We start from the raw sequence: 14713 nt of genomic DNA, 5'->3' as shown, positions 1-14713 counted from the left end.
CGCCGCGGTAACGGTCAGTACGGCGTCCACGCCTCGTCGTCGGGCAGCGGCGCGAAGATCTGGTCGATCACATGATCGCTCACCCCCTCGGGGGTCGCGGGGTTCCAGCGCGGCGCGTTGTCCTTGTCGACGATCACCGCGCGTACGCCCTCCAGGAAATCGTGGCGCTGCACCACGCGGCTGCCCACCGCATATTCCTGCCGCATCTCGTCCTCGAACGTCGGCATCGTGCGCCCGTCGAGCAGCAGCTTCAGGCTGACCTTCATCGTCTGCGGCGATTTGGTGTTCAGCGTCGCCAGCGTCGCGCGCGCGAAATCGCCGTCATCCGCCGCCAGCGCCGCGAACACCTCCTCCAGCCGGTCCGATGCGAACAGCCGGTCGACATGCCCACGCTGCACCAGGATCGCCGCCGCGCCCGGCTCCACCGACAGCCTGTCCAGCACCGCCGCCACGTCGTCGGGCCGCGCCGCGATCGCCGCCTTGGCTTCCTCCACCCGGTCGGCGGGGAGGAAATGCGTCGCCAGCCCCAGCGCCAGGCATTCCGCGCCGTCCAGCCGATGCCCGGTCAGCGCCAGATACTGCCCGATCCGCCCCGGCAGCCGCGACAGATACCAGCCGCCGCCGACATCGGGGAACAGCCCGATCCCCGTCTCGGGCATCGCCAGCTTCGTATTCTCGGTCGCGACGCGGAACCGGCACGGCTGGCTGATCCCCATCCCGCCGCCCATGGTGATGCCGTCCATGAACGCGACGGTGTCCTTGGCATAGGTGAACAGCCGGTGGTTCATGCGATACTCGGTGTGGAAAAACGCGCGCGCCTCCGCCCCGTCCTTCGCCCCGCTGTCGGCCAGCATCCGGATGTCGCCGCCCGCGCAGAATCCTCTGGACAGTTTTGGGTCGCCGTCCGGCGCGGGCGCATGGTCGATCACCACGCAGCGGACGCCCGCGTCCTCGCGCCACGCCTCCAGCGCGTCGAGCACGCCCGTGCACATCGCGGTGGTCAGCGCGTGGAGCGCCTTCGGCCGGTTGAGCCGGATGCGTCCGACGGCACCCTCGGTCGCAACGATCAGTTCGCCCGTCATGCCCGCACCAGCTCCCGACCGACGATCATCCGCATCACCTGGTTCGTCCCCTCCAGGATCGAATGGACGCGCAGGTCGCGCCAGAACCGCTCGATCGGATAGTCCATGAGATAGCCGTAGCCGCCATGCAGTTGCAGCGCGCGGTCGACCACGCTCGATCCCGTATCGGTCGCCAGCCGTTTGGCCATCGCGGCGAAGCGGGTCTTGTCGGGGGCAGCCGCGGTCACCTTCGCCGCGGCGACGTACAACAGGTAGCGCGCCGCCTGCAATTCGGTGTCCATGTCGGCCAGCGTGAATTGGGTGTTCTGGAAATCGGCCACCGGCCTGCCGAACTGCTGCCGGTCCTTCGTATAGGCGATCGCCTCGTCCAGGCAGCGTTGCGCGCCGCCCAGCGAACAGGCGCCGATGTTCAGCCGCCCGCCGTCCAGCCCCATCATCGCGAAGCGGAACCCCTCGCCCTCCGCGCCGACGCGGTTGGCGACCGGCACGCGGACGTTGTCGAAGATCACCTGCCGCGTCGGCTGCGCGTGCCAGCCCAGCTTGCGCTCGTTCGCGCCGAACGACACGCCCGGCATGTCCTTGTCGATCACCAGGCACGAAATGCCCTTCGGCCCCTCCGCCCCGGTGCGGACCATGGTGACGTACACCTCGTTCTCGCCCGCGCCGGAAATGAACTGCTTGGTGCCGTTGACGACATAATGGTCGCCGTCCCGCCGCGCGCTGGTCTTCAGCGCGGCCGCATCGGATCCGGAACCCGGCTCGGTCAGGCAATAGCTGGCGATCCGCTCCATCGTGACCAGATCGGGCAGGTAGCGCGCCTTCAGATCGGCGTCGGCGAACCGGTCGATCATCCATGCGGCCATGTTGTGGATCGAGATGAACGCGCTGGTCGCGGGACAGCCGTATGCCATCGCCTCCATGATCAGCGCCGCTTCCAGCCGCCCCAGATTGATCCCGCCCGATTCCTCGCTGACGTAGATCGCGGCAAAGCCCAGCTCTGCCGCCGCCTTGATGGTGTCGCGCGGGAAGACGTGCTTCTCGTCCCACTCCGCGGCGAACGGCGTGATCCGGTCGGCGGTGAAGCGCCGTGCCAGCTCCTGGATCTCGCGCTGGTCGTCGGTCAGGTCGAATTGGTCGGTCATGTCCTCATCCCGTTATGGGCCGCGTTGTTTCCTCGCCGAACGACAGGACATGTCGGCATCCCGGTCCGCCCGATCACGCACCGCGGCGCATATGCTTCGGGACGAGGCGTCGACAAGCTCGACCTCTCCTTGGCACGAACGGCAGGCAGGCGACGGGTGATCCGCCCCCAGGTGTATCGACATTCCCGTCCGTTCGCCCTGAGGATTCGTTGAACGGGTTGAGTCCGAATATCGCGCCGCCCTAGCATTTCTCGTACCGCACCACCTGCGCGCCGTCCCGCCGTACCAGCACCGTACCGCCGTTCTCCAGCCGGAAATCGTTGCGCCGCGTCCAGCCCGCGCCCTCCCCCGAAAAGCGCAGCTCGGCGCTCAGCGCGTAAGGGTCGCTCAGCGCGATCGACTGCACCCGCGCCTTCGCTTCGTGGAAACGGATCGTGTCGGCGTCGATGTTGATGCGGCCGGTCGCCGCGGTATTGGCCAGCTCGCAATCGTCGGGGGTCACCCCCCAATAGCCCTGATAATCCGCCGGCAATGCGCGGCCGCGCGCGGCGGTCAGCGGCCTGGCCTGGATCGGCACGCCGGTGCGCGCGGTCGCCCGCACGCCGTTCGTGGCCGCCGCCGCCTCGATCGCCTGCTGCGCCTCCGCCTCGCGCTCCGGGACGGGGACATTCCCATAGTCCGCGTCTGGCGACGAACAGGCCGCCAGCAACCCGGCCAGCAACAACGCCGGCACCCCGCGCCCAGGCGCTGCGAAGCGGATCGAAACTGGCGCCGGCATCATCGTTTACCCCGTCATCACCCCATGGTCGGGATGACGAACGCATTGGCGGCCTCGCCGGTGCCGCCGTCGGGCCAGCGCTGCGTCACCGTCTTCACGCGGGTCCAGAATTTCACGCCTTCCATGCCGTGCTGGTTGGTGTCGCCGAACGCGCTGCGCTTCCACCCGCCGAACGTGTGATAGGCGACCGGCACCGGGATCGGCACGTTGATGCCCACCATGCCGACGTTGACGCGCGCGGCGAATTCGCGCGCGGCATGGCCGTTGCGGGTGAAGATCGCGACGCCGTTGCCGTATTGGTGCTCGCTCGGCAGCCGCACCGCGGTTTCGAAATCGGGCGCGCGCACGATCTGGAGCACGGGTCCGAAGATTTCCTCGCGATACGCGCTCATGTCGGTGGTGACGCGGTCGAACAGCGTCGGGCCGATGAAGAAGCCCTGCTCATGCCCCTGCAACGTGAAGCCGCGGCCGTCGACCACCAGCTCCGCGCCCTCGTCCACGCCGGTCTGGATCCAGTTTTCCACGCGCTGCTTGTGCGCCGCGTTCACCACCGGGCCGTAATGCGCCTCCGCATCGGTCGATACGCCGACGCGCAACGCGGCGATCGCGGGGATCAGTTTCTCGCGCAGCGCATCGGCGGTCTTCTCGCCCACCGGCACCACCACCGGCAGCGCCATGCACCGCTCGCCCGCCGAACCGAACGCCGCACCGGACAGGTCGGCGACCACCTGGTCCAGATCGGCGTCGGGCATCACGATACCGTGGTTCTTGGCCCCGCCCATCGCCTGCACGCGCTTGCCCGCGTCCACGCCGCGCCGGTAGACGTAATGCGCGATATCGCTCGATCCGACGAAGCTGATCGCGCCGATCGCCGGATGGTCCAGGATCGCGTCGACCATCTCCTTGTCGCCGTGCACCACCTGCAGGATGCCCTCGGGCAGCCCGGCCTCGCGCATCAGCTCGGCCAGCCGCACCGGCACCGACGGGTCGCGCTCGCTCGGCTTGAGGATAAAGGCGTTGCCGCACGCGATCGCGACGCCGAACATCCACATCGGGATCATCGCCGGGAAGTTGAACGGGGTGATCCCCGCGCCGATGCCGATCGGGGTCCGCATCGAATAGACGTCGATCCCCGGCCCCGCGCCATGCGTATATTCGCCCTTCAGGACGTGCGGGATGCCGCAGGCAAATTCGATCACCTCCAGCCCGCGCTGGATGTCACCCTTCGAATCGGCGATCACCTTGCCATGTTCGCTGGACAGCGTGCGCGCCAGCTCCTCCATGTTCGCCTCGACCAGTTCCTTGAAGCGGAACATCACGCGCGCACGGCGCTGCGGGTTGGTCGCCGCCCAGCCGGGCTGCGCGGCCTGCGCGGCGGCGACCGCGCGGTCCAGATCGGCGGTCGTGCCCAGCGCGACGCGCGCCTGCACCTGTCCGCTGTTGGGATCGAATACCTCGCCGGTGCGCGCCGCGGCACCAGCCGCACCGCCCACGATATGATGGTCGATCGTGCGCATGGTGTCTCTCTCCTGCCATCTCGTGCGGCGGGGTGTGCGCCCGCCGACGCGTTGCAGGCAAGCGGCAATTCTGCAACGCTCACCTGCAATGACGCAGCCGGTGCCCTGGAACGACCTGCAGGATTTCCTCGCCATCGCGCGATCGGGGCAGCTGGCGCGCGCCGCCGCGGCGATGGGGGTCGATGCCACCACGATCGGCCGCCGCCTGCGCCGGCTGGAGGCGCGGCTGGGCCGCACGCTGTTCGAACAGACGCGCGAGGGGCAGGTGCTGACCGAGGCGGGCGAGGCGCTGCTGGCGCAGGTCGAACGCATGGCGCGCGCCGCCGACGCGATCGCCAGCGACGGCGCGGCGGGGACGCTGACCGGGGTGTTGCGCGTCAGCGTGTCGGAGGGGTTCGGCGCCTTCTTCGTCGCGCGCCACCTGCCCGCCTTCGCGTCGGAGCACCCCGGGCTGACCGTCGATCTGGTCGCCAGCAGCGGCTTTCTCAGTCCGTCGCGGCGTGAGGCCGACGTCGCCGTGCTGCTCGCGCGCCCGCGCAGCGGCCCGTTGGTGGCGGCGAAACTGTCGGATTACGCGCTGCACCTCTACGCTGCCCGCGACTATCTCGCCCGGCACCCTGCGCCGACGCGCGCGACGCTGGGCACCGCGCATCGTCTGGTCGGCTATATCCCCGACCTGCTCTACGCGCCGGAGCTGCGCTACCTCGACGATATCGACGCGCGACTCGTCCCGCACCTGCGCTCGTCGAGCATCCAGGCGCAGGCGCGCCTGATCGAATCGGGGGCCGGGATCGGTGTGCTGCCGCATTTCATCGCCGGCGCGAACCCCGCTCTGGTGCGGGTGCTGCCCGACATATCGATCCGCCGCGCCTTCTGGCTGGTCACCCATCGCGACACCCGCCGCCTCGCGCGCGTCCGCGTCTTTCGCGCATGGCTGGCCGATCTGGTTGCGCGCCACCGCGCCGAATTGCTAGGCTGAGGCTTATTTCTTCATCGCATCCAGCAGCAATTTGACGTCCTGGCTGCGCCCGCGCGGGACGATCAGCACGTCGGAACCGCTGGCCACCACGATCAAGTCGCTGACCCCGGCGATCGCGACGCGCACGCCCTCGGCCCGCACCAGGCAGTTCGCCGCGTCCAGCGCCACCACGTCGCCGCTGACGACATTGCCCTGCGCGTCGCCCTCGCTGATCGCGTGCAGCGCGTCCCAGCTGCCCACGTCGCTCCACCCCATCGCCACCGGCACCACCGCGACGCGGTCGGCCTTTTCCATCACCGCATAGTCGATCGAATCGGACGGCGAGGCCGCGAACGCATCGGCATCCGGCCACACCCGCGCGCCCTCGCGCCGCGCGGCGTCCAGCGACGCGCGCACCGCCGCCAGCATCGCGGGCGCGAACCGTTCCAGCGCGGCGACGAAGGCATCGGCGCGGAACAGGAAGATCCCGCCGTTCCACGCATGGTCCCCCGCCGCCAGCATCGCCTCCGCCACATCGCGCCGGGGCTTCTCCACGAAGCGCGCGACGCGGTGGACGCCCGCCGCCACCTCCTCGCCGACCTGGATATAGCCATAGCCGGTCTCGGGCGCGTCCGGGGTGATCCCGAACGTCACCAGCCAGCCATCCTCGACCAGCGGCAGCGCGCGGCGGATCGCGGCGTGGAACGCATCGACATCGGCGATGACATGATCGGACGGCATCACCAGCAGCGCCGCGTCCGGGTCCGCCGACAGCGCCGCCAGCGCGATCGCGGGCGCGGTGTTGCGCCCGACCGGTTCCAGCACCAGCGCCTGCGGCTCGGCGCCCGCGGCGGCGAGCTGCGCCTCCACCTCGTCGGCATGCGCGGCGTTCGCGACCACCACCGGCGCGGCGAACCCCGCCCCCCGCGCGCGCGCCGCGGTGAGTTGCAGCATCGTTTCCGCCGCGGTCAGCGACAGGAACTGCTTGGGCTTCTCCGCCCGCGACAGCGGCCACAGCCGCGTCCCCGATCCGCCCGACAGGATCACCGGAACGATCTGCGTCATGCGCCGTAGAACTCCCGATACCATTGAACGAACCGCCCGATCCCCTCGCCCAGCATCACCTTCGGTCGATAGCCGGTGAGCGCGTGAAGCTTCGACACGTCGGCGAAGGTCGCGGTGACGTCGCCGGGCTGCATCGGGCGCATGTGCTTGATCGCGGTGCGGCCCAGCGCCGCCTCCAGCGTCCCGATCATGTCCATCAGCCCGACCGGGTGGCTGTCGCCGATGTTGAGGACGCGGTGCGCGCCGCGTTCGGGCGGGTGGTCCAGCGCGCCCACCACCCCGTCGACGATATCGTCGATGAAGGTGAAGTCGCGCGCCATCTTCCCCTCGCCATAGACCTCGATCGGCTCGCCCGACAGGATCTTCCGCGTGAAGCCGAAGATCGCCATGTCCGGCCGCCCCCACGGGCCGTAGACGGTGAAGAAGCGCAGCCCCGTCTGCGGGAATTTGTAGAGCGTGGCATAGGCATCGCTCATCAGCTCGCATGACCTTTTCGTCGCAGCGTAGAGCGATACCGGGTTCACCGCGGCATCGTCCTCGCTGAACCCGCCGCCGTTGAGCGGCCGGTCGCCATAGACCGAGCTGGACGAGGCATAGACCAGATGCTCGAACCCCGGCGCATGGCGGCTCGCCTCCAGCAGCGACAGATGCCCCGCCAGGTTCGAGCGTTCGTAGGCGAACGGATTGTCGATGCTGTACCGCACCCCCGCCTGCGCGGCGAGGTGGACGATCCGCGTGACGCCATGGTCGCGCACCAGCGCCGCGACCATCTCCGCATCGGCGATATCGCCGCGCACCATCCGCATCGCGGGCACGTCGGCGAAGCTGGCGGCGCGCGCTTCCTTCAGCGCGGGGTCGTAATAATCGTTGAAATTGTCGATCCCGATCACGCTGTCGCCGCGGTCCAGCAGGCGATGCGCGACGGCATGGCCGATGAACCCGGCGGCGCCGGTGACGAGGATGGTCATCGCGTCGCTCCCTCGCCCCCGGCGCGCATCACGCTCAGCGCCCGATGCTGGTATAGTCGAAACCGGCGGCGCGCACTTCGTCCGGGATGTAGATGTTGCGCAGGTCGACCAGCACCGGCGATGCCAGCAGCGACTTGACCCGCGCCAGGTCCAGCGCGCGGAACTCGTCCCATTCGGTCACGATCGCCAGCGCGTCGGCGCCCTCGATCGCGCTGTACGGCCCGTCGCAATAATCGACGTTGTCGAGCACCTTCTTGGCCTGCTCGACCCCCTCGGGGTCATAGGCCTTCACGGTCGCACCGGCGTCCTGCAGCGTCTGGATCACCGCGATCGCGGGCGAATCGCGCATGTCGTCGGTGTTCGGCTTGAACGTCAGCCCCAGCACCGCGACGGTCTTGCCGCGCACGTCGCCGCCCATCGCGGCGATGATCTTGCGCCCCATCGCGCGCTTGCGGGTATCGTTGACCGCCACCACCGCCTCGACGATGCGCTGCGGCGCGTCATAGTCCTGGCTGGTCTTGAGCAGCGCCAGCGTATCCTTGGGGAAGCACGACCCGCCATAGCCGGGGCCGGCGTGAAGAAACTTCGACCCGATGCGATTGTCGAGGCCGATGCCGCGGCTGACGTCCTTCACGTCGGCGCCCACCTTCTCGCACAGGTCGGCGATTTCGTTGATGAAGGTGATCTTGGTCGCCAGGAAGGCGTTGCCGGCATATTTGATCAGTTCCGCGGTGCGGCGGCGCGTGACCAGGATCGGCGCGGCGTTGAGGTACAGCGGACGGTACACCTGCCGCATCACCTCGGTCGCGCGGTCGTCCTCCGAGCCGATCACGATCCGGTCGGGGCGCTTGAAATCGTCGATCGCGGCGCCTTCGCGCAGGAATTCGGGGTTGGAGACGACGCCGAACTGCGCCTGCGGTGCGGCCTCGCGGATGATCCGCTCCACCTCGTCGCCGGTGCCGACCGGCACGGTCGACTTGGTGACGACCACCGCATAGCCGGTCAGCGCCTCGCCGATCTCCTTGGCGGCGGCATGGACATAGGTGAGGTCGGCATGCCCGTCGCCGCGCCGCGACGGCGTGCCCACCGCGATGAAGATCGCGTCGGCGCCCGCCACGCCCTCGGCCAGTTCGGTCGTGAAGCGCAAGCGCCCGGCCTGCACGTTGCGCGCGACCAGTTCGTCGAGCCCGGGCTCGTAGATCGGCATCACGCCGTCCAGCAGCCGCTCGATCTTGCTCGCGTCCTTGTCGACGCAGACGACGTCGTGCCCGAAATCGGCGAAACAGGCACCCGACACCAATCCGACATAGCCGGACCCGATCATGGCGATCTTCACGAACGTCTCCCTCTTTGTGATCCGTCAGGCCGCCCGCACGTGGTGCGGCGCAAAACGATCGCGGCGCTCGCGACTTAACCTGATCCGGTGGGGAATCAAGCGTCGCGGGCGCCGCGTGGAGACGGTGCGAAGCCGTGCCGAGACGGTGCGAAAGGGTGGGACGTCAGACCAGAAACCAGAAAAGCGCCAGCGCCGCCCACGGCCCGGCGACCCCGGCGAGCAGCAGCAGCAGGCGTGCGCGCGGGCTCCACTTGCGCGCAACCGGCGGCGGCGCGAACTGGCCGGCATTGGGGAACGGTTCGATATTGCTGCCGCCGAAGGCCGCGGTCACCGCGCCCGCGGGTAGCGGCGCGTCGAATTCGCAGCCATAGCCCTCCGGCCCGTGCCACACGACACGCGCACGGGTCAGGCCGACATGCGCGATGCCGATGCTGAACGTGGTGCCCCGCGCGATCGCCGCCGCGGTGTGCAGACGACAGCCGTCGCGCGTCAGGTCGACCAGCACCGTTTCGATCACGGTGCCGTCGTCCAGGCGGATCGTCCCCGGACGCCCCAGCTCACCGCGCAGCGCACCGCGACGATCGCCCGAATCGGCCAGGTGCCGAGCAGCCGTACCCATCAGCATCATCCCATCACCCGTTGCATGGGCGGCAGGATGCACCGTCGAAGGTTTACAAACCGCTCACAGCGGCATCGCCCGGCAAAAAGATTCGGGCGTAAAATCATGCACGCGCACCATACCCGATACCCGAAACGATCTTTTTTTCCAATTTTACACTTGCATGACTCCCGCCAATTTGGGACCAGTTGTGCAAGCGCCGTGTCAGAATGACACAGAACGGCGCACGGAGAGGATGAATGATCGAACTTGCCCATGCCGATGATGTGGTTTCCGCATCGGCGCTGCTCGGCTTCGGTGGCTCGCTGGCCGCCGGTCTGTTGTGCTGGGCCGCGATCATCGTCGCCGTCATCTGACCGCCGCACGCTCGGGGTGTCGCGCGCGCGGGCCGTTCCGCCGCGCGTGACCGCCGCTCGCTTCCCTGCGGCCGCCATGGCCGTTGCTTCCTGACGATCTGTGCCTATAGTCCGCGCCCGCAGGCGACGATGTACCGGGACAATCGGTCCCGGTCGGACAGTCGGGGGAGAAGCGCGTGAATGATGGTGTGCAGCGATTGATCGCTGAGCCATCCCTGTCATCAGGCCTGCTGTTCCGCGGCGCCCCGTCGCGGACGCTTCGCGTGCATCTGGCCCTGTCGGTCGTGCTGGGTGATCTGGCCGCGATCATGCTCGGGATCCTGGTGGCATGGTTCGTGAAACCGGACCCGGCGGCGCTGGTCGCGCTGCTGGCGGTCACGCTGCCGATCTATGCCGGCACCGCGCTCAATTCGCGCGCCTTCGCGATCAGCACGCTGCGCCGCGGCAGCGGCGGCGTCTCGATTGCGCTGCGCTCGCTGGCGTTCAGTTTCGCGGCGCTGTTCCTGCTGGTCTATTTCATCCGCAGTGAACAGTTCATCCCGCGCTCCATGCTGCTGACCACGATGGTCGCGTCCGCGGTGCTGCTGGGCGGGTTCCGAATCGCCGTGGGCAGCTACATCCACCGCCACCTCAACGACCGGCTGCTCGCCGAAATGGTCATCTTCGACCGCGCGCGCACCCAGGTGCCCGACCGGATGATCCAGATCGATGCCGAAACGACCGGCATCGTCCCGGACCTGGCCGATCCGGTCGCGCTGCATCGTTTCGGCGAACTGGTCCGCGACATGGACCGCGTGGTGATCGTCTGCGAACCGGATGCGCGGGCCGACTGGGCGATGATGCTGAAAGGCGCCAACGTCCTGGGCGAGGTGATGGTCGACGACATCGGGTCGTTCGGCGCGTTCGGCATCAGCGCGGTCGCGCATCACCCCACCTTGCTGGTCGCCAGCGGCCCGCTGACGCTCAGCCAGCGGGTGACGAAGCGGCTCTTCGACCTGGCGCTGTGCATCCCCGCGCTGATCGCGCTGGCGCCGGTGCTGCTGCTGACCGCGCTGGCGGTGAAGCTGGACAGCCGCGGGCCGGTGTTCTTCCGCCAGCGCCGCGTCGGGCGCGGCAACGCCTTTTTCGAAATCCTGAAGTTCCGCAGCATGCACGTCGCGGAATGCGATGCCGACGGCAACGTCTCTGCCGGGCGCAGCGACAGCCGCGTGACCCGCGTCGGCCGCTTCATCCGCAGCACTAGCATCGACGAGCTGCCGCAGCTGTTCAACGTCGTGTTCGGCTCGATGAGCCTGGTCGGCCCGCGCCCGCACGCGCTCGGCTCGCTGGCGGGTACGCAGTTGTTCTGGGAAATCGACAACCGCTACTGGCACCGCCATGCGTGCAAGCCGGGGCTGACCGGCCTGGCGCAGGTCCGCGGCTTCCGCGGCGCGACCCACCGGCGCGAGGATCTGACCAACCGCCTCCAGGCCGATCTTGAGTATCTCAACGGCTGGAGCATCTGGCGCGACATCTCGATCATCTTCGCGACGCTGCGCGTGGTCGTCCACCGCAACGCCTTCTAGGATCTGGCGGGCATCCCCCGCCACTCCTCCCGGACCCAATCGAAATCTCGGCGAAGCTCCTTCCCGTCATGCCGGACTCGTTCCGGCATGACGGAACGATGGCGCGGCGGGCGTGCCGGACCTCGCCCGCACCATCCCCACCGCGTTCAGCCCCTCATTGCTCCGCGAAGGTCTTCGACACCCGCGCCAGCAGCGGCCCAACCAGATAGTCCAGCGCACTGCGCGCCTTCGTCGGGATCATCACCTCCACCGGCGTGCCGGCGCGCAGCGCCCCGGCCACGCCGTCGCGACGCATCCGCTGCACCTCGGCGGGGGCCAGCCGGATCGCGGCGGTGTAGAACACCTGCCCGGTGCGCTCATCCTCGATGCTGTCGGCGGACACGCGCTCGACCGTGCCGTGCAGCGGCGGGGCCAGCCGGCCGCGCGATCCGGCGGCGCGCACTTCGGCGGCCTGCCCCGGCGTCAGCTCCATCGCGTCGGTCGCCGATACCTTCGCCTCGACCACGATCGCGTCGCGCGCGGGGACCAGTTCCAGCAGCCGCGCGCCCGCGGGCACCACCGATCCCGCCATCGCGGGCTGGAGCGCAGTGACGGTGCCCGCGAACGGCGCACGCACGACGGTGCGGCGCAGCTGGTCGCGCGCCGCCTGCCATTGCGGCAGCACCGCCGCCAGATCGTTCTGCGCCGCGCGCAACCGCTCGGCATTCTGATTCGCACGCTCGCTCCGCAGCTGGGTCAGCTGCAACTGCGCCTCGCCCGCCTGGTTGCGCAGCCGCGCCATCTCCGCGACCGTCTCGCCCTGGTCGCCATCCAGCGCCGCGGCGGATCGTTCCAGGTTCAGCACCCGCTCGCGCGTCGCCAGCCCGCGCTTCAACAACCCGCGATAGGCGTCCAGTTCGCTGGCATTGAGCGCCCGCTGGCGCTGCGTCGAGCCGAGCCGCTGGCGATAGCCGTCGATCTGGTGGCCCACCTGCACGCGCCGGTCGCGCAATACCGCGGCCTGTGCCCCCTCCAGCGCGCGTTGCGTGTCGAGTTGCGCCTGCTCGCTCGCCACCGCCGCCGCCGCCAATGCGCGGTCGGCTTCAGAGGACGCACCCATCGTCGCGGGCATCGCGACTCGCGACCCACCGCGCAATTCGGTCTCGATCCGCGCGATTTCGGCCTGCAATCCGAACGTGCGCGCCGCCAGCGAGCGCTCCTGCGCCAGCGCCTCGCTCGCGGTGAAGGCGACCAGCTGCTGCCCGGCGCGCACCCGCATCCCGTTGCGCACGTCCAGCGACGAGATGATCCCCGCCGCCGGCGCCTGCACCACCTGCCGCGCGTCGGTCAGCCGCACCACGCCGCCGCTGACCACCGCCGCGTCCAGCCGCGTGGCGACCGCCCAGCCGCCGAAGCCCAGCACCAGCAGCCCGGCCAGCGCCGCGCCCCAGCGCAGCTCGCGCCGCGGATCGTGGATCGCGGTACGATCGCCATCGGGCAATACGAACCGGTCGAAGGTGGCGGACATGCTCATGCGTTGACCTTCCGGGGGCGATAGGACGCCGGGGTGATGGCGGAAATGAAGCTGCCGGGGCGCGGGCCGGCCTCGGCGCCGGCGCCGGCGATCGGCCCGAACTGCGCGATCCGGCCTCCCTCCAGCGCCAGCAGCATGTCGGCGCCGGCCAGCACGTCGGTGCTGTGCGTCGCGAACAGCACGGTCCGCCGCGCCTCGCGCATCCGCACCAGCAGCGCGGCGAAGGCGCGCTGCGCCTCCGCATCGAGATGCGCGGTCGGCTCGTCCAGCACCAGCACCGCCGGCTCGCCGAACAGCGCGCGCGCGATTGCTACCTGCTGCGCCTGCCCCGCCGACAGCCCGGTCCCGCCGATGTCGAGCAGCGTGTCGTAACCCTGCGGCAGCCGCGCGATCATCTCATGCGCGCCGATCGCCTGCGCCGCCGCGATCGCCGCCGCGTCCAGCCGCATCGCCTCCTGCGCGTCGTTGGGACGGCGGAAGCGGGTGATGTTCTCCTTCACGGTGCCGGGGAACAGGATCGAATCCTGCGGCACGAACCCGACATGCTCGGCCAGCCGCTCGGCATCCCAGTCGTTGCGCGAGGTGCCGTCGAAGCGGACATGCCCCGCCTGCGGCGCCACCGCGCCCGCGATCGCGCGCAGCAGCGTGGACTTGCCCGCGCCGCTGTGCCCGACGATCCCGACGATCGTCCCCGGCGCCACCGCGAAGCCGATCTCGCTCAGCAGCACGCGCCCCGTCAGCGGCGCGCACACCGTCAGCTGTTCCACCTGCACCGCGCCGGTCGGCGCGGGCAGCGCGGTGTGATCGCGCACCGGCGCGCCGTCGAACAAGGCGCTCAACCGGCGATAGGCGGCGCGCAACGACACGATCGTACGCCAGCTGCCCACCGCTTGCTCGATCGGCGCCAGCGCGCGCGACATCAGCAGCGACGCGGCGATCATCGAACCGGCCGACAGGCTGCCCTCGATCACCAGCACCGCGCCCAGCGCAAGCGACCCGGACTGGACCGCCAGGCGGAAGAACTTGATGATGCTGCCGTGCGCGCTCCCGGCGAAGCTGGCCTCCAGCTGGAGCGCGTTGGCCGCACCGCGTTCGCTCGCCTGGCGCAGCGCCAGCGACTGCACCATCCCCAGCGCGCGCGCTTCGGCGGCGAAGGCGGCGGCGTGGTTCTGCCGAGCGTAGGCGATGCTCACCGCCTCGCCGGCGCGCTTCATCGGCGATGCGGTCATCGCCTCGTTCGTCCAGGCGAGCGCCAGCAGGATCGCGCCCGCGACGATCATCATCAGCCCCAGCGCCGGGTGCAGCAGGAACGCGACCAGGATGTAGATCGGCGTCCATGGGGCATCCAGCGCGGCGAGCACGCCGGGGCTGCCGATCCCCTGGCGCACAGTGTCGAAATCGCGCATCGCCTCGGCCCGCTGGACCCGCGACAGGTCGGGGCGGTTCATCGCCACCGCCAGCGTGTCGCGCGCCAGCGTCGCCTCCAGCGCCGCGCTGGCCCGGATCAACACGCGCGAGCGCAGCCATTCGAACGCCGCCAGCGCCGCTAGCCCGGCCAGCGTCAGCACCCCCAGCGCCACCAACGTCGGGATGCTGCCGCTGGGCACCACCCGGTCGTACACCTGCAGCATGAACAGCGACGGGGTGAGGTACAGCAGGTTGCCGAGCGCGCTGAACGCCGCCGCCCCCAGCAGATGCGGGCGACAGCGCGCGATCGCGCGGCGGATCGGGTCCGCGCTGCCGCGCATGGAACGGGGGGAGGCGATCGACGACATGGGGGGAACCTCGTGACACGCACCGGCTGCGCGTGCGTA

Annotated in this window: 12 protein-coding genes; 2 read left to right on the top strand and 10 right to left on the bottom strand. The window is 69.8% G+C overall.

Features of this window, described 5'->3' with window-relative positions:
- Nucleotides 1–14: 14 nt before the first annotated feature.
- The 4 genes from COA17_RS01200 to COA17_RS01185 form a co-directional block, all read right to left on the bottom strand.
- On the bottom strand, nt 15–1082 hold the full coding sequence (locus tag COA17_RS01200; RefSeq protein ID WP_096609658.1) for an enoyl-CoA hydratase/isomerase family protein: 1068 nt from the start codon (nt 1080–1082) through the stop codon (nt 15–17).
- Nucleotides 1079–2224, bottom strand: coding sequence for an acyl-CoA dehydrogenase family protein (locus tag COA17_RS01195; protein ID WP_096609657.1), 1146 nt, complete (start codon nt 2222–2224; stop codon nt 1079–1081). The genes COA17_RS01200 and COA17_RS01195 overlap by 4 nt, the downstream gene beginning before the upstream one ends.
- A gap of 241 nt (nt 2225–2465) precedes the next feature.
- Nucleotides 2466–3005 (bottom strand): hypothetical protein, encoded by a 540-nt coding sequence (locus COA17_RS01190; protein WP_096609655.1) that lies wholly within the window; start codon nt 3003–3005, stop codon nt 2466–2468.
- Between the two features lie 14 nt (nt 3006–3019).
- Nucleotides 3020–4519: a CoA-acylating methylmalonate-semialdehyde dehydrogenase gene (locus COA17_RS01185; RefSeq protein WP_066484297.1), complete on the bottom strand. Its 1500-nt coding sequence runs from the start codon at nt 4517–4519 to the stop codon at nt 3020–3022.
- An 88-nt stretch (nt 4520–4607) separates the two neighbouring features.
- On the opposite strand from COA17_RS01185, the gene COA17_RS01180 reads away from it, so the two are divergent.
- The gene (locus tag COA17_RS01180) at nt 4608–5498 is read left to right on the top strand and encodes a LysR family transcriptional regulator (protein ID WP_096609653.1); all 891 of its coding nucleotides are present in this window, start codon (nt 4608–4610) and stop codon (nt 5496–5498) included.
- A gap of 3 nt (nt 5499–5501) precedes the next feature.
- Here the strand turns inward: COA17_RS01180 and COA17_RS01175 are convergent, their stop codons facing one another.
- The 4 genes from COA17_RS01175 to COA17_RS01160 form a co-directional block, all read right to left on the bottom strand.
- The gene (locus COA17_RS01175) at nt 5502–6542 is read right to left on the bottom strand and encodes a mannose-1-phosphate guanylyltransferase/mannose-6-phosphate isomerase (protein WP_096609651.1); all 1041 of its coding nucleotides are present in this window, start codon (nt 6540–6542) and stop codon (nt 5502–5504) included.
- Nucleotides 6539–7510, bottom strand: a complete 972-nt coding sequence (locus COA17_RS01170; protein ID WP_096609649.1) for an SDR family NAD(P)-dependent oxidoreductase — start codon at nt 7508–7510, stop codon at nt 6539–6541. The genes COA17_RS01175 and COA17_RS01170 overlap by 4 nt, the downstream gene beginning before the upstream one ends.
- 34 nt (nt 7511–7544) lie before the next feature.
- A complete protein-coding gene (locus tag COA17_RS01165; RefSeq protein WP_096609647.1) occupies nt 7545–8846 on the bottom strand; it encodes a UDP-glucose dehydrogenase family protein in 1302 nt (433 codons plus the stop codon).
- Between the two features lie 163 nt (nt 8847–9009).
- Nucleotides 9010–9465: a PilZ domain-containing protein gene (locus tag COA17_RS01160; RefSeq protein WP_176484752.1), complete on the bottom strand. Its 456-nt coding sequence runs from the start codon at nt 9463–9465 to the stop codon at nt 9010–9012.
- A 619-nt stretch (nt 9466–10084) separates the two neighbouring features.
- Here COA17_RS01160 and COA17_RS01155 point away from each other — a divergent pair.
- On the top strand, nt 10085–11386 hold the full coding sequence (locus tag COA17_RS01155) for a sugar transferase (RefSeq protein ID WP_070321408.1): 1302 nt from the start codon (nt 10085–10087) through the stop codon (nt 11384–11386).
- 154 nt (nt 11387–11540) lie between these two features.
- On the opposite strand, the gene COA17_RS01150 is transcribed toward COA17_RS01155, so the two are convergent.
- Both COA17_RS01150 and COA17_RS01145 read right to left on the bottom strand, forming a co-directional pair.
- Nucleotides 11541–12899 (bottom strand): HlyD family type I secretion periplasmic adaptor subunit, encoded by a 1359-nt coding sequence (locus COA17_RS01150; protein ID WP_096609645.1) that lies wholly within the window; start codon nt 12897–12899, stop codon nt 11541–11543.
- Complete coding sequence (locus tag COA17_RS01145; RefSeq protein WP_082741120.1) at nt 12896–14674, bottom strand: type I secretion system permease/ATPase; 1779 nt, start codon at nt 14672–14674, stop codon at nt 12896–12898. Before COA17_RS01145 ends, COA17_RS01150 begins: the two co-directional genes overlap by 4 nt.
- Nucleotides 14675–14713 lie beyond the last annotated feature (39 nt).

The organism is Sphingomonas ginsenosidimutans, from assembly GCF_002374835.1.
GTDB lineage: Bacteria > Pseudomonadota > Alphaproteobacteria > Sphingomonadales > Sphingomonadaceae > Sphingomonas > Sphingomonas ginsenosidimutans.
This window is presented reverse-complemented; position numbering and strand designations above follow the sequence as displayed.

Bases quoted from the DNA above. Each gene is read 5' to 3' on its own strand.
- COA17_RS01200 (WP_096609658.1), bottom strand. From the start codon at position 1,082: ATGACGGGCGAACTGATCGTTGCGACCGAGGGTGCCGTCGGACGCATC.
- COA17_RS01195 (WP_096609657.1), bottom strand. From the start codon at position 2,224: ATGACCGACCAATTCGACCTGACCGACGACCAGCGCGAGATCCAGGAG.
- COA17_RS01190 (WP_096609655.1), bottom strand. From the start codon at position 3,005: ATGATGCCGGCGCCAGTTTCGATCCGCTTCGCAGCGCCTGGGCGCGGG.
- COA17_RS01185 (WP_066484297.1), bottom strand. From the start codon at position 4,519: ATGCGCACGATCGACCATCATATCGTGGGCGGTGCGGCTGGTGCCGCG.
- COA17_RS01180 (WP_096609653.1), top strand. From the start codon at position 4,608: ATGACGCAGCCGGTGCCCTGGAACGACCTGCAGGATTTCCTCGCCATC.
- COA17_RS01175 (WP_096609651.1), bottom strand. From the start codon at position 6,542: ATGACGCAGATCGTTCCGGTGATCCTGTCGGGCGGATCGGGGACGCGG.
- COA17_RS01170 (WP_096609649.1), bottom strand. From the start codon at position 7,510: ATGACCATCCTCGTCACCGGCGCCGCCGGGTTCATCGGCCATGCCGTC.
- COA17_RS01160 (WP_176484752.1), bottom strand. From the start codon at position 9,465: ATGGGTACGGCTGCTCGGCACCTGGCCGATTCGGGCGATCGTCGCGGT.
- COA17_RS01150 (WP_096609645.1), bottom strand. From the start codon at position 12,899: ATGAGCATGTCCGCCACCTTCGACCGGTTCGTATTGCCCGATGGCGAT.
- COA17_RS01145 (WP_082741120.1), bottom strand. From the start codon at position 14,674: ATGTCGTCGATCGCCTCCCCCCGTTCCATGCGCGGCAGCGCGGACCCG.